A 21,374-nucleotide genomic window follows, 5' to 3' on the forward strand; every position below is an offset into this window, starting at 1 on the left:
GCGGCCACCTTGGTGGTCCAGCGGGCCGTGCCGTGGGCGGGGTCGATCCGGGTGATCGTGGTGTGCATGCTGTTGACGTCGACGCACACGAGGTAGCCGTTCCCGTGCGCGCTGTGCAGCCCGCAGGTGTCGTTCGCGGGCATTCACTCGCGGAAGGGCCTGTTCCAGCGGATCTTTCCGGTGCGGGCGTCGACGGCTTGGAAGGCGAAGTGGCTGTTCTGGTCCGAGCGGACCCTTGTGTCGGCGACGGTGCAGACGTCGTGTCCGTGCGTGCCGATCACTCCGCTGTCGGGGTAGGCGCTGCCGCTGGTGCTCCGGTCGGGGTGGTCGCCCTCCGGGAGGACGCCGGCCGGTTTCAGGTCGCGGTGGACCACGCCGGCGCGGTGGATGTCGCGCAGGGCCTCGGCGAGGCCGGCGGCGAGTGCGCGCAGCCGGTGGGGCGGCAGGGGTCCGTGGCGGCGGACGTGGGTGCCGAGGTCCTCGCCGGGGATGTAGAGCGTGGCCGTCCAGGGGCGACGGGGGTACCTCCCACGCCCTTGAGGCAGTGGGGGAGCGTCGGCGTCGGCGTCCGCGTCCACCACGGGTGCCGTGAAGGCGCCGCCGACCTGACGGGCGGCGGCCACCTCGCGGCGTTGGGGGTCCCCCCGCTCGAGCGAAGCCGGGAGTGGGGGAAGGATGCGGAACTCGTCGTCGGTGCCCCCCGGCCGGCGTCAGAACCTGATCTGGTTGATGGTCTCGGCTATCGAGTTCAGGAACCGGTTGATGGACGGCGCCATGCCGGTCGAGGCGAGGAAGAAGCCGAAGAGGACGGCGACGATGGCCGGACCCGGTTTGATGTTCCCGCCTCGGATCAGCACCACAAGGATGATCGCCAACAGCAGCACCACAGACAGTGAAATGGCCACAACTGATCACACCCTCGGTCGGTCCGCTCTCCCGGCCCGGGGGTACGGCTCCGCACCCCCGCCAGAACCATCGTGCCACCAACCCGGCCGCCTCATGCGGTTCGTGACGCAACGTTGGACGAGCACCCGCGGCGGGCGGCGCCCCGCACGGTAATTCGACGGGCCACCCGCGCCGGACTCTACCGGGAATTGCGCAGCTTCGTTTCGGTGCCCACACATCACATGCGCAGGGAATTCGAATTCATGACACAGGGGCGCACTATGCCCCAATTAGTCGGGATGAATCGGGACATTGAGGCTGAACGGAGGGCTTGGTTGTGCCCATCATCACGTGGACAGGGGTGGCAACACATGTAAATCACTGGGTACCCGAAGGCGATAACCAGGAATGACCACGGGGGTTTTACGAAATCCCACAGTCGACGCTAGGGTGCCTGAGATGTTCGACGCCGCCTCGTCCCCCGGCCACACCCGCAGGCCACTCCCCCCGGCACAGTCGCCGGCGGACGGAGTGCCCAGTCCGCGTACCCCGATGAGTGCGCAGAAGCGGCAGCCGCCCGCGGACAGACCGGGCAAACAGCGCGACTCGTTCTTCGACAACGCCAAGTATCTGGCGATCGTGCTCGTCGCGATCGGGCACGCCTGGGAACCGCTGAAGGGCGACAGCCGGATCCTGGAGGCCATGTACACCGTCGTGTACACCTTCCACATGCCGGCGTTCATCATCATCTCCGGCTTCTTCTCACGCAGTTTCGACATGCGCCCGGACCGGCTGAAGCGGCTCATCACCGGGGTCGCCGTGCCGTACGTCCTCTTCGAGACCGCGTACCCGCTCTTCAAGAACGCCGTCGACGAAGGTTCCCACGAGCCGATCAGCCTCCTCGATCCCTGGTACCTGACCTGGTTCCTGGTGGCGCTGTTCGTCTGGCGGCTGACGACACCGATCTGGAAGCTGGTGCGCTGGCCGCTGCCGATGGCCGTCGGCCTCGCCATGCTGGCCAGCATGACGCCGAGCATCGGTGACGACCTCGACCTCCAGCGCGTCCTGCAGTTCCTGCCGTACTTCGTGCTCGGCCTGTGCATGAAGCCCGAGCACTTCCAGCTGGTGCGCCGCCGCTCGGTGCGGATCGCCTCGGTGCCCATCGTCGCCGTCGCGCTGGTGGTCGGCTGGTGGGCGGTGCCGCGCATGAACACCGCGTGGTTCTACCACCGCGACTCCGCGCAGGAGCTGGGCGCGCCGTGGTGGTGCGGCCCGGTGATGGTGCTCGCGATGCTGGGCTGCTCGCTGGTGCTGACGGCCTGCTTCTTCGCCTGGGTGCCGCGCCGGAAGATGTGGTTCACGGCGCTCGGCGCGGGCACCCTGTACGGCTATCTGCTGCACGGCTTCCTGGGGAAGCTCGCCGACTACCGGGGCTGGTTCGACCACTCCTGGCTGCACCACCCGCTCGGCGAGATCGCGGTGACCGTCGTCGCGGCCACCGTCGTCACGCTGCTGTGCACCCGGCCCGTGCAGCGGGTCTTCCGGTTCGCGATGGAACCGAAGATGGAGTGGGCGTTCAAGCAGGACGCGGCCGAACTGGCCCGCGAGCGCCAGCAGAAGGAGCGCGAGCGGCAGAAGGTCGGCGTCTAGCTCCGCTGTTCGGGCGACTGGCTCCGCTGCTCGCGCGTCCAGGTCCGCCGGCTGCTCGCGCGCGCGTCTAACCCCGCTGTTCCAGACCGAGAAGTGCGTGCATCCGTGCGTACTTCTCGGTCAGTCGTTTCCGGGTCGGCTCGGCCAGGACCGCGAGCCGCTGCGGGTCGGCGTTGTGCGCCAGGTCGGCCTGCTTCACCAGCAGCGCGCCCGGGGTGGCGAGGATCCGGCGCGCGTACGCCTCCGGCTCCTCCCCCGCCCGCTTGGTGACGGCGCGCACGATGGCCTTGGTGCGGTCGGTCAGGGCGGCCGCCGTCAGCCACTCCTCGCTCAGCGCGTCGTCCTCGACGGAGTCGTGCAGCCAGGCCGCCGCGATCTGCTCGGCGTCCCCGCCGCGGGCGCGCACCCCGTCGGCGACGGCCGCGAGGTGCTCCGCGTACGGCCGTCCCGCCTTGTCGGTCTGCCCCGCGTGGGCGGTGCGGGCGAGGCTCTCGACCTCGGCCAGGGTGAGTGGTGTCTCGGTCACTCGTCCAGTGTCTCGCGGCGCAGCGCCCGCGCGGGCCGGGACGGTGACCGCGGTCACCCCGAGCAGCAGGATGCCGCCGGCCAAGGCGCCGTGGACCACGGGCGGGATGTACGGGCCGATGTTGATGCGGGAGCTGCGGCGGGCGGCCAGGTAGCCGGCTGGCCGAACCACCGCCTCGGCTTCGCCTTCGGCGGGGATGTGTTTCCCACCCGCACCACCCGTACTGCTTTCGTCGTCGGGTGCAGGTGGCCCCTGTGGGGCGGATTCGCCGTCGGCGAGTGCGGGATGTGGGTGGGTGACGTGGGTGGGGCCCGCGCGATTCGTCGACGGTTGTCAGAGGGCTCCGCGGGGCGAGAGCGCCGTTGGTGGGGGCGGGTGGACCCCGCGGGGCGGGAGTGCTGGTGGGGGTGGGTGGGGGTTGTGGGCGTGGTTGGGCTCGGTGGCTTGTGGGGTGTCAGGCTGCTGGGCGGGCATGGGTGGTGAGGGTTGTCATGCGGGATGCGATGTGGGAGGCGGGGGCTCGGTCCAGGTGGTCGATCAGTTGGCCGTCGGCCAGGAACAGGACTCGGTCGGCCCAGGCGGCGGCCGTCGGGTCGTGGGTGACCATGACGATCGTGGCGCCCTGGGTGTCCACGGCCTCGCGGAGCAGGGCGAGGATCTCGGCGGCGGTGGTGGTGTCCAGGGCGCCGGTGGGCTCGTCCGCGAAGACGACGTCGGGGCGGGCGACCAGGGCCCGGGCGACGGCCACGCGCTGCTGCTGGCCGCCGGACAGCTCGCTCGGGCGGCGGCGGGCCTTGTCGGCGAGGCCGACCTGGGCGAGTACCTCGGCACAGCGGTGGCGGTCGGGGCGGCGGCCGGCCAGTCGCATCGGCAGCATGACGTTCTGTGCGACCGTGAGGGAGGGGAGGAGGTTGAAGGCCTGGAAGACGAAGCTCAGGCGGGTGCGGCGCAGTGCGGTCAGCTTGTTCTCGCTCAGCCCGGTGATGTCCGTGCCGCCGAGCACGACCCGGCCCGCGGTGGGGCGGTCCAGGCCCGCCGCGCACTGCAGGAACGTGGACTTGCCGGAGCCGGAGGGCCCCATCACCGCGGTGAAGGTGCCGGCGGGAAGGGCGAGGTCGATGCCGCGCAGGGCGTGCACGGCGGCGCCTCCGCGTCCGTAGTGGCGCGTGACTCCGTGCAGTTCTGCGGCCCAGTCGCTTGGCATGGGGGTCCCTCCGGTCCGTGGGCGTTCGGTGACGTGTCTCGACCGTACGGATACGGAGGGTGGCCGGACCATGCGGACGGCCGGCGGATCCGGGCGGGGGAAAACCCCACCGCCGGCATTCCCGCCCGGCATTCCCCGGGGGTGGCTCAGCGGGCCGTCGCCGGCACTGCCTGGCGGCAGATCAGGAGCAGGGCCCGGTCGTCGTTGACGTCCTTGGCGACCGCCTCGATGAGGTGCCAGGCGGCGCCGTGGAACCCGCCGGCGACATAGCGGTCGGCCTCTCCGGTGAGGCGGTCGATGCCCTCCACGATGTCGCGGTCGGAGGTTTCCACCAGCCCGTCCGTGAACAGCATCAACACGTCCCCGGGGCGCAGCGAGCCCTTCACGGGGTCGAACTGGGCGCCGTCGTACACACCCAGCAGCGGGCCCTCGGCCGCCTTCTCCTCCCAGCGGCCGCTGCCTGCGCTCAGCTGCAGCCCCGGCGGATGCCCCGCCGAGTACAGCTCGTAGTCCCCGGAGTCCAGGTCCAGCACCAGGTGGATGGAGGTGGCGAAGCCCTCGTCCCAGTCCTGGCGGAGCAGGTAGCCGTTGGCGGCCGGGAGGAAGGCGTGCGGGGCGAGGGAGCCCAGCAGTCCGCCGAACGCACCCGACAGCAGCAGCGCACGCGATCCCGCGTCCATGCCCTTGCCGGACACGTCCGTGAGCACGACCTCCAGGGTGCGGCCGCTGTTCGTACGGGCCGCGACGACGAAGTCGCCCGAGAAGGACTGGCCGCCCGCCGGGCGCAGCGCCATCTCGTGGTGCCAGCCGTGCGGCAGCTTCGGCAGCTTGCTCTGCACCCGGATCCGCTCGCGCAGGTCGAAGAGCATGGTGCCGCCGCGCCGCCAGGGCACGCCGACCCGGCTGCGGAACTGGGCCGTGAGCAGCCCGAAGAAGCCGCAGGCCGCGACCACCAGGACCACCCCGGGGGTCACCCGCGAAGGCCCCTCGGTGTACGGGCCGAGCCGCACCGACTCCACGATCAGCGCGGTGGCCGCCGCCGCGTACAGGCCGAGCAGGCTCGCCGGGCGCAGCAGCAGGCCGCCCGCGACGATCGGCAGCACGAGGGTCCCCGGGGAGCACCACACCGAGTTGGCGAGGGTCATGGCCGCGAGGACAGGGATGGTGAGCAGCAGACCGACGAGCGCGATCCAGTCCGAGCCGTCGCCGCGGAAGTAGTCCACGGCGCTTCTGCGCAGGCCGACACGGACCCGGTGCCACTGCATCTTCCACCGGGCCGTGAACGTCTCGGCCTTCGCGCGCCGCTCTCGTCCTGCTGCCATTAGTTCGGGACCCTATCGATCGGACCAGCCCCTTGGCACGGGAGGTCCCACTTGTCCCCCGTGAGAGGCGTAACTTCGCGGTTCAACTTCACAGTGAACGGCACGGAGGGCCATCGCGCCGCCGCCCGGGAGAAATTCACTGGCTCCTCCCGTAATGCCCTGATAGGCATGGCTCATGGCGACTGACCGTACGACCGAGTTGAAGGTATTGCGCCCCGAGGAGTGGGACGGGTGGTGGGACAACCTGATCCGTGCCTTCGGCGCGGGTCAGGCGTCGCCCGAGGAGCGTGAACTGGACAAATCGCTCACCGACTTCGACCGTTCCCTGGCCGCCTGGGACGGGGACGTACTGGTGGGGACGGCGGGGGCGTTCAACTTCCGGATGACCGTGCCGGGCGGGTCCCTGGTTCCCGCCGCGGGCGTCACCATGGTGAGCGTGGCCGCCACGCACCGGCGGCGCGGCGTCCTGACCTCGATGATGCGGCGTCAGTTGGACGATGTGCGCGCCCTGGGCGAGCCGCTGGCGGTGTTGACGGCCTCCGAACCGGCCATCTACGGCCGTTTCGGGTACGGCGCCGCCACCTTCCAGCTGCACGCCGAGATCGACACGAGCCGGGTGGAACTGGCCCTGCCCGCCGGCACCGAGGAGATACGGCTGCGGTACGCGCAGCCCGCCGACGTCCTCGCCGACTGCGAGGCGGTGTACGCGGCCCTGGTGCCGCGCCGGCCCGGGATGCTGGCCCGGCAGCCCGGCTGGGAGCGGGTGGCGCTGCTCGACCCGGAGAGCGAGCGGGACGGGGCGTCCGCACTGCAGTGCGTGGTCGCCGAGCGGGACGGAGAGGTCACCGGGTACGCCCGTTTCCGCACCAAGCTGGGCTGGGGGCCGACCGGGCACAACGGCACGGTGTCGCTGGAGGACCTCGCCGCACTGGACCCGGCGACCGATGCGGCGCTGTGGCGCTTCCTGTTCGACATCGACCTGATGACGAACCTGACCGTGCGGGGGCGGCCGGTCGACGACGCGTGGCAGTACCTGGTCTCCGACATCCGGCGCTGCGTGCCGCGACTGCGGGACTCGTGCTACGTCCGTCTCGTCGACGTCGGTGCGGCGCTGGCGGCGCGCACCTATCAGGCGCCGGTGGACGTCGTGTTCGAGGTGACGGACGAATTCTGCCCCTGGAACGCCGGGCGTTGGCGACTGACCGGCGACACCAAGGGCGCGACCTGCGAGCGTACGACCGACGCGGCCGATCTCACCCTGTCCGTACGGGAGTTGGGCGCGGCCTACCTCGGCGGCGTGACCCTGCTGTCGCTGGCGGCGGCCGGCCGGGTACGGGGACTGCGGGACGGGGCGCTGACGGAGGCGTCGGTGGCGTTCGCCTCACCGGTGGTCCCGTGGCTGCCGCACGGCTTCTGACGGCTGCTCCCGCTCAGGGCTGCTGACAGGCAGGGCACCAGAAGAGGTTGCGGGCGGCGAGGTCGGCGGTGCGGATCTCGGTGCCGCAGATGTGGCAGGGCAGGGTGGCCCGGCGGTAGACATAGACCTCGCCGCCGTGGTCGTCCACGCGGGGCGGGCGGCCCATCGCCTCCGGGGTGTGCTCGGGGCGGACCGTGTCGATGCGGTTGTTGCGCACACCCTCGCGCATGAGCGCGACGAGGTCGGCCCAGATGGCGTCCCACTCGGCCGGGGTGATGTCCCGGCCCGCGCGGTACGGGTCGATCCGGTGCCGGAAGAGGACCTCGGCGCGGTAGACGTTGCCCACGCCGGCGATGATCTTCTGGTCCATCAGCAGCGCGGCGATCGTCGTACGGCTGCGGGAGATCCTCCGGTGTGCCGCGCCCGGGTCGGCGTCCGCGCGGAGGGGGTCGGGGCCGAGGCGGTCGTGTATCGCCCGTTTCTCGTCGTCCGTGATGAGCGCGCAGGTCGTCGGGCCGCGCAGGTCGACGTACGCGGTGCCGTTCGCGAGGCGGAGGCGGACGGTGTCGGTGGGCGGGGGTGCGGGGGTGGGCCCGAAGCCGACCTTGCCGAAGAGGCCGAGGTGGATGTGGACCCAGTCGGTGTCGCGGAACCGGAGGAAGAGGTGCTTGCCGTGGGCCTCGGTGCCGGTGAGGAGGGCGCCGTCCAGCAGGTCGGCCGCGTCCGAGAACTTGCCCTGGGGGCTGGTCACCCGTGGGGCGGTGCCCTTGAAGCGCTCGGCGTAGTCCTGGGCCAGCCGGTGGATGGTGTGCCCTTCTGGCACGGCTGAGGTGTCCTTTCCTACCGTGACTTTTCCTACCGCGACTTTCCCACCCACCCACCCACCCACCCGTCTCGGTCGGCAGAAGGGTGGGTGTACTGGCTTTGCCCACCCGTCTCATCTCAGCCCACCGAGTCGGGTGGGTGGGTGGTTGGGTGGGCAAAGCGGGGGCCTGGGGGCAGGGCCCCCGGGGTTACTGCTGCGGGTGGTGGGGCGGGATCGGGGGCAGGTCGCCCGTCGTCTCGTACGCCGACAGCATGTCGATGCGGCGCTGGTGACGCTCGTCACCCGAGAACGGCGTGTTGAGGAAGACCTCGACGAACTTGGTCGCCTCCTCCGTGCTGTGCATCCGCGCACCCACGGCCACGACGTTCGCGTTGTTGTGCTGCCGCCCCAGCGCCGCCGTCTCCTCGCTCCACGCGAGAGCCGCCCGCACACCCTTCACCTTGTTGGCGGCGATCTGCTCCCCGTTGCCGGAGCCGCCGATCACGATGCCGAGAGCCTCGGGGTCCGCGGCCGCCTTCTCCGCGGCACGCAGGCAGAAGGGCGGGTAGTCGTCCTGGGCGTCATAGATGTGAGGCCCGCAGTCGACGGGCTCGTGCCCCGCCGCGGTGAGCCATTCGACGAGGTGGTTCTTGAGTTCGTAGCCCGCATGGTCGGAGCCGAGATACACGCGCATGGGACGAGTGTGACACGCCTGTTTCAGGGCAGCAGCCTCGGGTGTCGAGGCCAGAAAATGTGACTGGAACCATAGAACCTCAAGGAAACCTCAAGTAACGATCTGGATTCAGAGGTTCCCGGATTCGTTCGCCTCGGTTTCACTGGACCGGCTCGTACACCGCTCGTACGGGCTGCTCCCCCTGGCGTAAAGGAAATCCGTCCATGACCCCTGGTTCGGGCCTCCAAGCAGGACTCAAAAACCGCCATCTGACGATGATCGCGATCGGTGGCGTCATCGGAGCCGGCCTCTTCGTCGGCTCCAAGGCCGGTATCGCTACCGCGGGACCGGGCATCCTCCTGTCGTACGCCCTCGTCGGCACGCTCGTGGTGCTGGTGATGCGCATGCTCGGCGAGATGTCCGCCGCCAACCCGACCTCCGGTTCCTTCTCCGCGCACGCCGACCGTGCGCTCGGACGCTGGGCCGGCTTCTCCATCGGCTGGCTCTACTGGTTCTTCTGGGTCGTCGTGCTGGCCGTCGAGGCCACCGCCGGCGCGGAGATCCTCGAGGGCTGGATCCCGGCCGTACCGCAGTGGGGCTGGGCGCTCATCGTGATGATCGTCCTGACCGCGACCAACCTGGTCTCGGTCGGCTCCTACGGCGAGTTCGAGTTCTGGTTCGCCGGCATCAAGGTCGTGGCGATCAGCGCGTTCATCGTCGTCGGCCTGCTGGCCATCTTCGGTGTCCTGCCGGGCGTGCACGCCGACAAGGCGAGCTTCGGCAATCTGACCTCGCACGGCGGCTTCCTGCCGCACGGACCCGGCGCCATCCTCACCGGTGTGCTGCTGGTCGTCTTCTCCTTCATGGGCAGCGAGATCGCGACGCTGGCGGCCGGCGAGTCGGAGGACCCGCAGAAGGCGGTCACCAAGTCGACCAACAGCATCATCTGGCGTATCGGCGTCTTCTACCTGGGCTCGATCCTGGTCGTCGTCTCGCTGCTGCCGTGGAACGACCCCTCGATCGCGAAGGACGGCTCGTACGTCGCCGCCCTGAACACCCTCGGGATCGCGCACGCCGGTGAGATCATGAAATTCATCGTGCTGACCTCAGTGCTGTCCTGCCTCAACTCGGGCCTGTACACGGCCTCCCGGATGGCGTTCTCGCTCGGTCAGCGTGGTGACGCGCCGAAGGCGTTCGCCCGTACGACGTCCCGGGGCGTGCCGATGGCGGCGATCATCGCCTCCGTCGTCTTCGGCTTCGTCGCGGTCTTCTTCAACTACAAGTTCCCGGACACGATCTTCCTCTTCCTGGTCAACTCGTCCGGTGCGGTCGCGCTGTTCGTGTGGCTGGTCATCTGCGCCTCGCAGCTGCGGATGCGGAAGATCATCCAGCGGGAGGCGCCGGAGAAGCTCATCGTCAAGATGTGGCTGTACCCGTACCTGACCTGGGCGACGGCCGCTCTGATCGTGTCCGTCCTGGTGTACATGCTCTTCGACACGGAGCATGACGGGCGGGAGACGGTGCTGCTGTCGCTGCTGGTCGCGGCGGTCGTGCTCGTGGTCGCGTTCGTGAAGCAGAAGGTGACGGCGGGCCGCGGGACCGAGGTGCCCGCGGTCGAGGCCGAGGTGGTCGACAAGGTCACCACGGGCTGACGTCGCCCGTCTGATTCCGGCTGCTTCCGGCTGCTTCCGGCTGCTTCCGGCTCACAGCACGGTGAAGGTCTCCTTCACCGTGCTGTACGTCTTCAGGGCCTGTGCTTCGATCTCCGGCTGGTACCAGGTGTTGATCTGGTACGACTTCCCGTCCGCGTCGAAGCCGAGGAGGCGGGCGTGCCAGGGGGTGCCCCTGAGGGTGAAGGTGTACTCCCAGACGACCGCCGGGTACCCCTGGAATCTGGTCTCGGCCAGCCGGATCTTGACGTAGTCACGTCCTTGCTGGGCGTTCTTCTCCGAGCGCTTCCAGGTGTCCAGGAGGTCGCCCCGGGCCAGCGAGGACTTGCCGACGAGTTCCTGCCGCCCGTCGGGCGAGGTGTAGTGCACCTCGGCCCCGGTCTTCACATCCCGCCGCCACCCCTGCGGTGGAATCCACGCGAACCCGCCCGCCTCCGTCCTGGAGCCGGGCGGCGGACTGTGCGGCCGCGAGGTCCCGTCGACGGTCGGGGAAACGGCCTCGGAGTCCGAGACCCTGGGCGAAGAAGCCGTAGCGGTCCCACCCTGCTGTCCCTGTCCCTGTCCCTGTGCCCCCTCCCGCCGCCCACCCCCGCCGGAGGTGGCGACCAACACGGCGATCACGACACCGACGGCCACGACCCCGAGAACGGCCAGGAGCGCGGTGCGACGGAAGTGCGGGCCTTCCTGGCCTTCGGGCACCCCAGCCGCCGACTCGAACGGCGCCCCCACCCGCCGCTGAGTCACCGCACCGGCCCGCACGCGAGCCCCGGCAGACTGCTGCGCCGGACCGCCCCCGGGCACCCCGGCCACAGCTTCATCAGAGGCCGCGAGGAGTCCGGCACGGTCATCAGCAGGGCCTGGGCTGCTGCCGACGGGGGCGGTGCCATGGTCGGGGGGAGCATGACCGCCGCTTACAGGGGCAGGGCCGGAGCCGCCGGGAACAAGGCCGACAGGGGTGGGGCCGGGGTCACTGAGGCGCGGGCCGTCGCCGACACGGGCCGGGCCGCAGTCGTCGCCAGGAGCATGACCGCCACCGACACCGACAGAACCACTGCCGCCAGGAACAGGGACGCCGCCGACGGGGCTGGAGCCGTTGCCGACACCGATGGGGCCGTATTGGCCGGCTAGCGCGTCCTGGGACGGCCGTGTGGACGGGGTAGGTCCCCGCCCGGCCTGAGCCTCGCCCGCCCCCCGGTCCATCGGCTCGGCTCCCACCGGCCGGGCTCCGCGCAGCGCGGGATCCCCCGAGTGGAGACCGGCCGAGTCGGGCCCCACCATCCCGGCTCCGCTCGGCCCGGTCCCCGCCGGTCCAGGAGCCATCGGCTCGACTCCGGCTGCTGATCCGGCACCCATGGGCTCGACACCAGCCGCCACAGGCCCAGCCCACTCGGGCACTGCAGCCCCAGAACTCGCCACTCCGGGCCCGCTCGCCCCAGGCTCCGTCGACCCCGGCCCCGCAGGCCCAGCCGACTCGGGCGCCACAGCCCCGGAATCCGCCGCCCCAGGCCCAGCCCACTCGGGCGCCACAGCCCCGGAACTCGCCACCCAGGGCCCGCTCGCCCCAGGCTCCGTCGACCCCGGCCCCGCAGGCCCAGCCGACTCGGGCGCCACAACCCCGGAACTCGCCACCCAGGGCCCGGTCGACCCAGGCTCCGTCGACACCGGCCCCTCCCCCGCCGAACCAGGACCCACCACTCCCGATCCAACATCCACCGGCTCAACACCCGCCGCCCCAGCCCCAGCCAACTCCGGCCCCACAACCCCGGAATCCGCCACCCCAGGCACACCCGACCCAGGCCTCGTCGACCCCAGCCCCACCGGACCGGCCCCCGTCGACCCCGGCCCCACCGGACCGCCCCCCGTCGACCCCGACCCCACCGGCCCAGCCCCCGTCGGACCAGGGCCCGCCGCCGGAGACCCCACCGCCCCAGGCCCTACGAGCCCCCCGCCCCCCGCCCCCTCAACTCCCCCAGAACCAGCCCCCACCGGCCCCTCCCCAACCACCGGCCCCTCCCCCAGAGCAACCGTCGGTGTCGGCGGCGGATACGCCACCGTCCTCAGGGCCCGCTCCACCTCGTTCAGGCCGGGGCGGTTCGACGGGTCCTTGGTCAGGAGGGCGGTGAGGAGGGGGTGCAGTGGGCCTGTTGTCGGGGGGAGGTGGGGTTCTTCGTAGAGGACCGCGTGCAGGGTGGCGAGGGTGGTGTCGCGGGTGAACGGGGAGTTGCCCGCCAGGGCCGCGGAGAGGGTCGCGCCGAGGGACCACAGGTCGGACGGTGGGCCCTGGCGGCGGCCGGAGACGCGTTCGGGGGCCATGTAGTCGGGGGATCCGACGAGCATGCCGACCATGGTGAGGGCCTTGGCGTCCTGGATCGCGGCGATGCCGAAGTCGGTGAGGACCACGCGGCCCGCTCCGGTCTCCACCAGGACGTTTCCCGGTTTGATGTCCCGGTGCAGGACGCCGCCGGCGTGTACTTGGCGGAGCGCGGCCACCAGGCCCAGTCCGATGCGCGCGGTCTCGCGCGGGCTCAGCGGGCCCTCCTCCGTCATGATCCGCTCCAGTGAGCGGCCGGTGACCAACTCCATGACGATCCACAGGCGTTGGCCCTGGTCCACCACGTCGTACACGCGCACGACGTTGGGGTGGTCGATCCGGGCCGTCGCCCGCGCCTCGCGCAGAGTGCGTTCGCGGTGTGTGTGGGTGTCCTCCGCGGCATGCCCGTCGACGCGTATCTCCTTCACCGCGACCAGCCGGTCGAGCATTTCGTCGACGGCCCGCCACACCCGCCCCATCCCCCCCTGCCCGATGCTTTCGACCAGCCGATAGCGTGCGTTCACCAGCAGCCCCGGAATCCCGCCGGCCCCCGGTTCTCCCAATTCCCCCATATTTCCCGGCAATGCGTCGCACCCCCCTCAACGACCGTCTCTGCTGAAACACAACGGTCACACTTCGAGCCGTACCAGCATAGTGCGGGGAAATCTTGTGGTACCTCTTCAAGTACTGCGAATTCAGGCGCAGTCCAGGGGGTTGCAAGGGGGGCGAACATGAGTTCTCGTCGTACGGCGGGTATCGCGGGATCGCTGGTCATGGCATCTTTTTCGGCCGTGCTGGTCCTCGCCTGCACGGCCGCCGCCGATGACCAGGGAACGGGCAGCGACAAGGGGGGAAAGGCGGTCGACGAGGCACCGGCGGGCGTGAAGCTGCGCACGCTGCTGCCGGAGAAGATCTCGGTCGACAACAGTTCGAAAAGGACGGCGATTACCGCCACCGTGAAGAACGAGGGCAGCAAGGACAGCGGTGGGATCCGGCTTTTGGTCGTCGGATTCGACGCGCTGAAGATCACGGGCGTTCAGGGCTGCTCGGCCATCGCGGAAAAGGACCTGCCGGAAGGTTCGAACAGCGGTTTCAGCTGCCCGGTCGGCACGCTCGCGGCGGGGCAGTCCAAGTCGTACGCGGTGCAGGCCACCTACGACTTGAGCAAGGCCGGCAAGATCTGTCTGCCCGTGCAGACCACGGACGGGAAGAAGACGTTCTGGCAGCAGGGCCCGGTGCCCTTCGGCACGACCAACCCGTCGCCGAACGCCCCGGCCACCCCGCTGCTCCTCGGCACCGACAACAAGCCGGTCGCACCGGGCGGCGACGAGCTGCCGAAGACCGGTGTGGGGCGTGACGTGCTGCCCCTGGGCGCCGCGGGCGCCGCACTGATCGCGGTCGGCGCGGCCGGAGTGTGGTGGTCGCAGCGCCGGCGGCAGGAGGCCTGAGCGGCACGGAGTGCGGGGCTGTACGACCAGAGACACGGAAGAGGCTCGCCGGGCCCGAAGAGCGAGCGGTACGACCCGGCGAACCTCTTCCGTCACAACTACGGCGTCAGCGCTTGCCGGCGAACTTCCAGGCCGTGGGCAGCAGGCCCATCGCCAGGGCGGCCTTCAGGGCGTCACCGATGAGGAACGGGGTGAGGCCGAGGGAGATCGCCTGGGAGGCGGACAGGCCGGCGGCCACGGCCAGGTAGGGGACGCCGACGGCGTAGATGACGGCCTCGCCGAGGATCATCGCGCCCGCCATGCGCAGCGGGGAGCGGTCGGCGCCGCGGGCGGCCAGCGCGCCCACCAGGGCGGAGGCGAGCAGCATGCCGAGGATGTAGCCGAAGGAGACGGCGCCCGAGCCGGAGGTGCCGCCCGCGAACCACGGCACGCCGACGGCGCCCGCGACTGCGTACAGGGCGAGGGAGAGGAAGCCACGGCGGGCGCCGAGCGCGGTGCCGACGAGCAGCGCGGCGAAGGTCTGGCCGGTCACCGGCACCGGGGAGCCGGGCACCGGAACCGACAGCTGGGCCGCGAGACCGGTGAGCACGGCGCCGCCGAGGACGAGGGCGGCGTCGCGCACGCGGGACGCGGGAAGGAGGTCGGCGAGGACGGCGCCGGGGCGGGCGGCGACGGTGGCGGTGCTCATGGGGACTCCGCGAGTGGTGTGGGCACGGGGGAACACCGTGACGCTATCCCGGGCGTCGTGCGCTGATCACCGTCAGTGGTCGACAAAGGCGGGAACCGGCCCTTGGTGGGCTTCGGACAAAGGGTGTGGGTTACACCGGGTACGGCGTGATACCGGTCACTGAGGTGAAGTGGTGCATGGTACGGGGGCACCTGACGCCGCGTCTGTAGGGTTCCACCAATGCCCTGGTGGCCGTCTCGCCCGTCGGTCGCCGTCTGGGCAGCACGCGGGCGCTTTGCTAGCTTCGAACGCATGGTTGCCCAGGCCCGGTACTTCACGTCGCGTCGCTATGTCGACCTGCGACGCCAGGGCACGGCCACCTGTCGCCGCCCGGGGTAGCGGCGCTCCACGGTGTGCCGCTCCTCTCCGAGACGTGTCGGCCCCGTTTCCGAGGACGGTCCTCCATGCCCCGTACCGCGGCATCCACCCTTGTCTCCCCCGTTCCCCGTGCCGCCGACAGCGACCGGCGGCGTACGAGTGCCAGCGTCGTGCTGCGGTCCGTGCTGGAGCACGGGCCGGTGGCGCGCAGCACCATCGCCCGGCTGACCGGGCTGTCACCCGCGTCGGTGACCGAGCACTGTGCCCGGCTGGCCGGGCTCGGGCTGATCCGGGAGGAGGCGGCGCCCCGCCGTTCGAACGGGGTCGGCCGGCCGCATGTGCCGGTCGACCTCGACCGTGACCGGTTCGTGGTCGGCGGGGTGCACGTGGCCGTGCCGTACACCACCGTCGCGCTGCTGGACCTGCGCGGCCGGGTGGTGGCCGAGCGGCGGCTGAAGCACGAACGGACCGATCCGGTCCGGGTGTTGGCCCGGGCCGCCGAGGGCCTGGAGGCGCTGCTCGCGCAGGTGCCGGGCCGCCGGCCGCTGGGGGTCGGGGTCGCGGTCGGCGGCTGGGTGGACCGGGAGACGGGCACCGTCGTCGAGCACGAGCTGCTGGGCTGGCGCGAGGTGCCGGTGCGGGACCTGCTCGGCGCCCGCACCGGGCTGCCGGTCCAGGTGGACGGGCACGCGCGGGCGTTGGTCAACGGCGAGCGGCTGTTCGGGCGGGTGCGGGGCAGCCGCAGCGTGCTGCATCTGTTCGTCGGCAACGTGGTCGACGCGGCCTTCGCGACCAACGACGAGGTGCACTACGGGCCGCGTTCCCAGGCCGGTGCGATCGCCCATCTTCCGGTGCCGGGCGGCACCGAGCCGTGCGGCTGCGGGCGGACCGGCTGCCTCCAGGTGGAGCTGAGCGAGCGGACGTTGTGCCGGCGGGCGCGGGAGGCCGGGGTGATCGACGGGGTGAACCCGATGCACGTGCTGGCGGCGGCCCGGGCCGGGGACGGGGTGGCGGTACGACTGCTGGTGGAGCGGGCGCGAATGACCGGGCGGGCGGCGGGGCTGCTGCTGGACGTGCTCAATCCGGAGACGGTGGTCGTGACCGAGGTGGGTGTCATGCACCGGGAGGACTGCCTGGCCGCGCTGCGCGAAGCGGCCGGAAATCACCGGTCCGCGGCCGTGCTGCCGACGAGTTTCCCGGATTCCGTGCTGGCGGTGGCGGGCGGGTCTGTGGTGCTTGACGCGCTGTTCCGGGACCCGTTGGGTGCGTCACCTGAGGCTATTTAATTCAGAAACTCGGAATGTTGACAGGGGTCGCTCATGGCCGGGAACATCCTGGTCATGAGCCCTCTCACGAGCTGTCGCACCCTCTGTTGCTGACACATTGCCGCGCATGAAGCGCGTGTTTCTCGCTGCGTGAGTTTTTCCTGCTCCGGCTTGCCTTCCCGGAATTCCTCCTGCCTTTCCGCTCGCTCTTTTTCCCCGGGAGTCCTCCCATGCACCGTCGTGTCTTTCTCACGTCCCTGCTCGGCGCGTCCGCCGCCGTCGCCGGCCTCAGCGGCTGCGCCGACGGCAGCGCCGCCGCCGACACCAGGGGCGCCGCCACCAAGCCGCTCGCCGACAAGGTCCCGTCCGGCACCAGCCTGAAGATCGCCTCCTACCAAGGCACGCAGCAGCTGCAGTTCAGACTGGCGAAGCTGCCCCCGCTGCCGTTCACGGTGTCCAGCTGGGTGAACATCGGGGCCGGTCCCGACGTCATCAACGCGTTCCGCGCCAAGTCCCTGGACCTCGCCAACAACGCGGGCATCCCGCCGATCCAGGCGCACTACCAGGGTTTCGACGCGAAGATCGTCGCGATCAACATCACCCGCAAGCCCAACTACCTCTTCGCCACCAAGCCGGGCAGCGACATCCGCACGGTCGCGGACTTCAAGGGCAAGAAGCTCGCCTTCTCCCAGGGGCAGGCGCAGGGTGTCGTACTACTGCGGGCGCTCAAGCAGGCGGGCCTGAAGTACGACGAGGTGAAGCTGGTCCCGCTGACCAGCAACCAGTTCCTGACCGCCCTGCAGTCCGGGCAGGTGGACATCGCCCCGCTCGCCAACAGCCAGGCACCCGCCTACCTCAAGCAGTACGAGGGCAAGGGTGCCCACACCATCCCCACCGACGTCGTCGACCTGCTCAACCTGCTGTGGGCGCCGCAGTCCGTGCTGAACGACCCGGCGAAGGCCGCGGCGATCGCCGCCTACATCCCCGAGTGGGCCAAGGGCCAGGTGTGGCAGCACGAGCACGCGGACGTGTGGAACGAGGAGTTCTACGTGAAGACGCAGAACCTGACCCTCGACCAGGCCCGGGGCATCAGCAAGCTCGCCAACAAGCCTCTGTTCCCGCCCAGTTGGGACGAGGCGATCAAGTGGGAGCAGGAGACCGCCGACCTGCTCGCGGAGGGCGGCTTCGTGAAGAAGTTCGACGTCTCCTCGCTCTTCGACCACCGCTTCGAGCCCATCGCCGCCAAGGCCGTACCGGCGGAGTACCGGAGGTGAGCGCCGTGACCACGACGACGACCGCCGTGCCGGCCACGGCCGCCGGGGAACTCCCCCAGGTCCGCCGGCGCCGGCGCCTCTCCCCCGGCCGCCGCCTGCCCGCGGCCCGGCTGGCCGGCCCGCTGCTGCTGCTCGCCCTGTGGGCCGCCGCCTCGGCCGCCGGACGGCTGGACCCGGGCGCCATCCCGGCGCCCTGGACCGTGGTGAAGACGGGCGCCCACCTGTGGAGCGACGGCACGCTGCCCACCGACATCCTGACCTCGCTGGAGCGGGCCGGGTACGGCTTCGTGATCGGCCTGACCGCCGGGGTCGCCCTCGCGCTGGCCTCCGGGCTCAGCCGGGCCGGAGAGGCGCTGATCGACGGGACCGTGCAGCTCAACCGGGCGATCCCGACCCTCGGTCTGATCCCGCTGTTCATCCTCTGGCTGGGCATCGGCGAGACCTTCAAGATCGCCATCATCGCGATCGTCGTCTACATCCCGCTCTACCTGAACACGCACGCGGCACTGTCCGGCATCGACAGCCGGTACGTCGAACTCGCCGAGGTGCAGGGCCTGTCGCGGTTCGCCTTCATCCGGCAGATCGTGATCCCGGGGGCGCTGCCCGGATTCTTCGTGGGACTCCGGCTCGCCGTCACCGGCTCCTGGCTGGGTCTCGTGGTCCTGGAGCAGATCAACGCCACCAGCGGCCTCGGCTACCTGATGTTCCAGGCGCAGAACTACGGCCAGACCGACGTCATCCTGGTCGGCCTGCTGATCTACGGCATCTTCGGCCTGGCCTCCGACAGCGTGGTCCGTCTGATCGAACGGAGGGTGCTGTCGTGGCGCCGCACACTGAACAGCTGACCCGGCCCGCAGTCCAACTGCGGGGCCTGATCCGGTCGTTCGAGGGACGTACGGTCCTCGACGGCATCGACCTCGACCTGCCCGCCGGCCAGTTCACGGCCCTGCTGGGGCACAGCGGCTCGGGCAAGAGCACGCTGCTCAGGGCCGTCGCGGGTCTTGACCACGGGGTCGCGGGCAGCGGGCAGCTCACCGCGCCCGAGCGGGTGTCGGTCGTCTTCCAGGACTCCCGGCTGCTGCCCTGGCGCCGGGTGCTGGACAACGTACTGCTCGGCCTGGAAGGCAAGGACGCCATCGAACGCGGCCGCTCGGCACTGGCGGAGGTCGGCCTCGAAGGGCGGGAGCGGGCCTGGCCGGGCGAGCTGTCCGGCGGCGAGGCACAGCGGGCCGCGCTCGCCCGCTCCCTGGTCCGCGAGCCCGAACTCCTGCTGGCCGACGAGCCGTTCGGCGCGCTGGACGCGCTCACCCGGATCCGGATGCACCACCTGCTGCGCGAGCTGTGGGAACGCCACCGGCCCTCGGTGCTGCTCGTCACCCACGACGTGGACGAGGCGATCGTGCTCGCCGACCGCGTCCTCGTCCTGGACCAGGGCCGGATCGGCCTCGACCTGACCATCGACCGTCCCCACCCGCGCTCCTACCGCGAGCCGGTGCTGGGCGAATACCGCGAGCGGCTGCTGGCCGCGCTGGGCGTCACGGAGGATCATCGGTGACACAGAGAAGGCTCCACCTCAACGCGTTCCTGATGAACACCGGCCACCACGAGGCATCGTGGCGGCTGCCGGAGAGCGACCCGTACGCGCACGTCGATCTGGACCACTACGTGCGGCTCGCCCGGATCGCCGAGCGCGGCACCTTCGACTCGCTCTTCCTGGCCGATGGCCCGCACCTGTGGGGCAGCGTCGCCCAGCGCCCGGCCGGTGCCCTGGAACCGCTCACCCTGCTCACCGCCCTGGCGACGGCCACCGAGCACATCGGCCTGATCGCCACCGCCTCCACCTCCTACAACTCCCCGTACAACCTGGCCCGCAAGTTCGCCTCGCTGGACATCATCAGCGGCGGCCGGGCGGGCTGGAACATCGTCACCACGGCGGGTGCCGAGGCCGCCCGCAACTTCGGCCTGGCCGCGGAACCCGCGCACGCCGAGCGGTACGCCCGGGCCGCCGAGTTCCTCGACGTGGCCCTCAAGCTCTGGGACAGCTGGGAGGACGATGCGATCGTCGCCGACAAGGCGGCCGGGGTCTGGGGCGACGACGCCAAGATCCATCCGCCCCGGCACCAGGGCACGTACTTCAGCGTCGAGGGCGCGCTCAACGTGCCACGCTCCCCGCAGGGCTATCCGCTGCTGGTGCAGGCGGGCTCCTCGGAGGACGGCAAGGCGTTCGCGGCCCGGTACGCGGAGGCGGTGTTCACCGCGCAGCAGACGCTGCAGGACGCGCAGGCCTTCTACGGCGACCTCAAGTCCCGTACCGCACAGGCCGGAAGGGATCCCGAGCACATCAAGGTGCTGCCCGGCATCGTCCCGGTGATCGGCGCCACGGAGGCCGAGGCGCGGGCCGCGGAGCAGCTGCTGGAGGACCACATCGTGTACGACCACGGCGTGGGCCGCCTGGAGAGCCTGCTGCAACTGCCCTCCGGAACCCTGGAGTTGGAAGCAGAACTCCCCGCGGACCTCCCTCCCGAGTCCGCCATCGAGGGCGCCAAGAGCCGCTACACGCTCATCGTGGAGCTGGCCCGGCGCGAGCGGCTGACCGTACGGCAGCTGATCGGGCGGCTCGGCGGCGGGCGCGGGCACCTCACCTTCGCCGGGACGCCCGAGCAGGTCGCCGACCAGATCGAGACCTGGTTCACGCAGGGCGCCGCCGACGGCTTCAACATCATGCCGGCCGTGCTGCCCTCCGGTCTGGAGGCGTTCGTCGAGCACGTCGTACCGATCCTGCGCACCCGCGGCCTGCTCCGCACCGCCTACGGCCCCCGCCAGACCCTGCGGGAGCGCTACGGCCTGCCCCGCCCCGCCAACCAGCACACCGCAGCCCTCGTCTGAAAGGACCAGCGAACATGTCCATCGAGATCACGAAGGTCACGGCACGTATCGGCGCGCAGGTGTCCGGTGTCGACATCACCCGGCCCCTCGCCCCGGAGCAGGTCGCCGAACTCCGCGAAGCCCTGAACGTCCACAAGGCGCTGGTCTTCGACGCCCAAGGCCTGGACGACGCGGGGCAGCAGGCGTTCGCCCGCCACTTCGGCGACCTGACCACCGCCCACCCGACGGTCGGCGCCGTCGAGGGTGCCCCGAACGTGCTGCCCGTGGACAGCGAGCGGGGCCGCGCCAACCACTGGCACACGGACGTCACCTTCGTCCTCAACCCGCCGCAGGCCAGCACCCTGCGCTCGATCACCGTCCCGCCGTACGGCGGCGAGACCCTGATCGCCAACGCGGCGGCCGCCTACCGCGACCTGCCCGAGCCACTGCGCCGGCTCGCCGACACCCTGTGGGCCGAGCACACCAACGATTACGACTACGCGGTGCCGGCCGAGGAGATCGACGAGGAGAAGGCCGCCCAGCGGGCCCAGTTCACGTCCATCACGTACCGCACCGCGCACCCGGTGGTCCGCGTCCACCCGCTGACCGGTGAACGCGGCCTGTTCATCGGCGGGTTCGCGCAGCGGATCGTCGGCCTGTCGGTCGGCGAGTCCCGCAAGCTCCTGGACCTCCTCCAGTCGTACGTCACCCGTCCGGAGAACGTCCTGCGCTGGCGCTGGTCCCCGAACCAGCTGGTTCTCTTCGACAACCGCATCACCCAGCACTACGCCATCGACAACTACGACGGCCGGCCGCGCCGTCTGCACCGGGTGACCGTCGCCGGTGACATCCCGGTCGGCATCGAGGGCAAGGAGAGCTACTCGATCGAGGGTGACGCCTCGCACTACACACCCGTGGCCGCGTAACCACGGCCCCACTCTGCGTAAGGTGGGCGTCCGCATACTGGGCGGCCTGTCCGTGTGAGCGGACGGGCCGCCCAGACTGTGGGCGTTT

General features: G+C 70.9%; 18 protein-coding genes and 2 pseudogenes. 10 read left to right on the forward strand and 10 right to left on the reverse strand.

The window, feature by feature from the left end; all coding sequences use genetic code 11:
- Nucleotides 1–269 precede the first annotated feature (269 nt).
- A pseudogene (locus ACFYZZ_RS13075) lies at nt 270–677 on the reverse strand (hypothetical protein); the annotation flags it as partial.
- A gap of 33 nt (nt 678–710) precedes the next feature.
- Nucleotides 711–905 carry a hypothetical protein gene (locus ACFYZZ_RS13080; RefSeq protein ID WP_386571759.1) on the reverse strand — a complete coding sequence of 65 codons (195 nt, stop codon included), beginning with the start codon at nt 903–905 and terminating at the stop codon, nt 711–713.
- A 532-nt stretch (nt 906–1,437) separates the two neighbouring features.
- On the opposite strand from ACFYZZ_RS13080, the gene ACFYZZ_RS13085 reads away from it, so the two are divergent.
- Nucleotides 1,438–2,535 carry an acyltransferase family protein gene (locus tag ACFYZZ_RS13085; protein WP_389174693.1) on the forward strand — a complete coding sequence of 366 codons (1,098 nt, stop codon included), beginning with the start codon at nt 1,438–1,440 and terminating at the stop codon, nt 2,533–2,535.
- Between the two features lie 67 nt (nt 2,536–2,602).
- Here ACFYZZ_RS13085 and ACFYZZ_RS13090 read toward each other — a convergent pair whose 3' ends face one another.
- From ACFYZZ_RS13090 to ACFYZZ_RS13100, 3 genes are all read right to left on the reverse strand, one after another.
- A complete protein-coding gene (locus ACFYZZ_RS13090) occupies nt 2,603–3,061 on the reverse strand; it encodes an HD domain-containing protein (RefSeq protein ID WP_389175743.1) in 459 nt (152 codons plus the stop codon).
- 454 nt (nt 3,062–3,515) lie between these two features.
- Nucleotides 3,516–4,265, reverse strand: a complete 750-nt coding sequence (locus tag ACFYZZ_RS13095; protein ID WP_389174696.1) for an ABC transporter ATP-binding protein — start codon at nt 4,263–4,265, stop codon at nt 3,516–3,518.
- Between the two features lie 146 nt (nt 4,266–4,411).
- Nucleotides 4,412–5,587, reverse strand: a complete 1,176-nt coding sequence (locus ACFYZZ_RS13100; RefSeq protein ID WP_386571753.1) for a PP2C family protein-serine/threonine phosphatase — start codon at nt 5,585–5,587, stop codon at nt 4,412–4,414.
- A 175-nt stretch (nt 5,588–5,762) separates the two neighbouring features.
- Between ACFYZZ_RS13100 and ACFYZZ_RS13105 the strand changes: the two genes are divergently transcribed.
- Nucleotides 5,763–7,004 (forward strand): GNAT family N-acetyltransferase, encoded by a 1,242-nt coding sequence (locus ACFYZZ_RS13105; protein WP_389174699.1) that lies wholly within the window; start codon nt 5,763–5,765, stop codon nt 7,002–7,004.
- Between the two features lie 13 nt (nt 7,005–7,017).
- On the opposite strand, the gene ACFYZZ_RS13110 is transcribed toward ACFYZZ_RS13105, so the two are convergent.
- Both ACFYZZ_RS13110 and ACFYZZ_RS13115 read right to left on the reverse strand, forming a co-directional pair.
- Complete coding sequence (locus tag ACFYZZ_RS13110) at nt 7,018–7,827, reverse strand: Fpg/Nei family DNA glycosylase (RefSeq protein ID WP_389174702.1); 810 nt, start codon at nt 7,825–7,827, stop codon at nt 7,018–7,020.
- Nucleotides 7,828–8,017: 190 nt separating this feature from the next.
- On the reverse strand, nt 8,018–8,503 hold the full coding sequence (locus ACFYZZ_RS13115; protein WP_386571748.1) for a ribose-5-phosphate isomerase: 486 nt from the start codon (nt 8,501–8,503) through the stop codon (nt 8,018–8,020).
- 203 nt (nt 8,504–8,706) lie between these two features.
- Here ACFYZZ_RS13115 and ACFYZZ_RS13120 point away from each other — a divergent pair, with 203 nt between their 5' ends.
- Nucleotides 8,707–10,134, forward strand: a complete 1,428-nt coding sequence (locus ACFYZZ_RS13120; RefSeq protein WP_389174705.1) for an amino acid permease — start codon at nt 8,707–8,709, stop codon at nt 10,132–10,134.
- 51 nt (nt 10,135–10,185) lie between these two features.
- Here the strand turns inward: ACFYZZ_RS13120 and ACFYZZ_RS13125 are convergent, their stop codons facing one another.
- Both ACFYZZ_RS13125 and ACFYZZ_RS13130 read right to left on the reverse strand, forming a co-directional pair.
- On the reverse strand, nt 10,186–10,539 hold the full coding sequence (locus ACFYZZ_RS13125; protein WP_386572489.1) for a hypothetical protein: 354 nt from the start codon (nt 10,537–10,539) through the stop codon (nt 10,186–10,188).
- Nucleotides 10,540–12,273: 1,734 nt separating this feature from the next.
- Nucleotides 12,274–13,035 (reverse strand): annotated as a pseudogene (locus ACFYZZ_RS13130) (serine/threonine-protein kinase); the annotation flags it as partial.
- A gap of 159 nt (nt 13,036–13,194) precedes the next feature.
- Between ACFYZZ_RS13130 and ACFYZZ_RS13135 the strand changes: the two are divergent.
- Nucleotides 13,195–13,911: an LPXTG cell wall anchor domain-containing protein gene (locus ACFYZZ_RS13135; protein WP_389174708.1), complete on the forward strand. Its 717-nt coding sequence runs from the start codon at nt 13,195–13,197 to the stop codon at nt 13,909–13,911.
- A 106-nt stretch (nt 13,912–14,017) separates the two neighbouring features.
- On the opposite strand, the gene ACFYZZ_RS13140 is transcribed toward ACFYZZ_RS13135, so the two are convergent.
- Nucleotides 14,018–14,599 carry a biotin transporter BioY gene (locus tag ACFYZZ_RS13140; RefSeq protein ID WP_389174710.1) on the reverse strand — a complete coding sequence of 194 codons (582 nt, stop codon included), beginning with the start codon at nt 14,597–14,599 and terminating at the stop codon, nt 14,018–14,020.
- A 443-nt stretch (nt 14,600–15,042) separates the two neighbouring features.
- On the opposite strand from ACFYZZ_RS13140, the gene ACFYZZ_RS13145 reads away from it, so the two are divergent.
- From ACFYZZ_RS13145 to ACFYZZ_RS13170, 6 genes are all read left to right on the forward strand, one after another.
- Nucleotides 15,043–16,242: an ROK family protein gene (locus ACFYZZ_RS13145; RefSeq protein WP_389174712.1), complete on the forward strand. Its 1,200-nt coding sequence runs from the start codon at nt 15,043–15,045 to the stop codon at nt 16,240–16,242.
- Nucleotides 16,243–16,451: 209 nt separating this feature from the next.
- On the forward strand, nt 16,452–17,495 hold the full coding sequence (locus ACFYZZ_RS13150) for an ABC transporter substrate-binding protein (protein ID WP_389174715.1): 1,044 nt from the start codon (nt 16,452–16,454) through the stop codon (nt 17,493–17,495).
- Nucleotides 17,492–18,340: an ABC transporter permease gene (locus tag ACFYZZ_RS13155; protein WP_389174718.1), complete on the forward strand. Its 849-nt coding sequence runs from the start codon at nt 17,492–17,494 to the stop codon at nt 18,338–18,340. The genes ACFYZZ_RS13150 and ACFYZZ_RS13155 overlap by 4 nt, the downstream gene beginning before the upstream one ends.
- Nucleotides 18,316–19,050: an ABC transporter ATP-binding protein gene (locus ACFYZZ_RS13160; protein WP_389174720.1), complete on the forward strand. Its 735-nt coding sequence runs from the start codon at nt 18,316–18,318 to the stop codon at nt 19,048–19,050. The genes ACFYZZ_RS13155 and ACFYZZ_RS13160 overlap by 25 nt, the downstream gene beginning before the upstream one ends.
- Nucleotides 19,047–20,381: an LLM class flavin-dependent oxidoreductase gene (locus tag ACFYZZ_RS13165; protein WP_389174722.1), complete on the forward strand. Its 1,335-nt coding sequence runs from the start codon at nt 19,047–19,049 to the stop codon at nt 20,379–20,381. The genes ACFYZZ_RS13160 and ACFYZZ_RS13165 overlap by 4 nt, the downstream gene beginning before the upstream one ends.
- A gap of 14 nt (nt 20,382–20,395) precedes the next feature.
- The gene (locus ACFYZZ_RS13170) at nt 20,396–21,286 is read left to right on the forward strand and encodes a TauD/TfdA dioxygenase family protein (protein ID WP_389174725.1); all 891 of its coding nucleotides are present in this window, start codon (nt 20,396–20,398) and stop codon (nt 21,284–21,286) included.
- The last annotated feature ends 88 nt before the right edge of the window (nt 21,287–21,374 follow it).

This window comes from Streptomyces sp. NPDC001816, assembly GCF_042892235.1.
GTDB lineage: Bacteria > Actinomycetota > Actinomycetes > Streptomycetales > Streptomycetaceae > Streptomyces.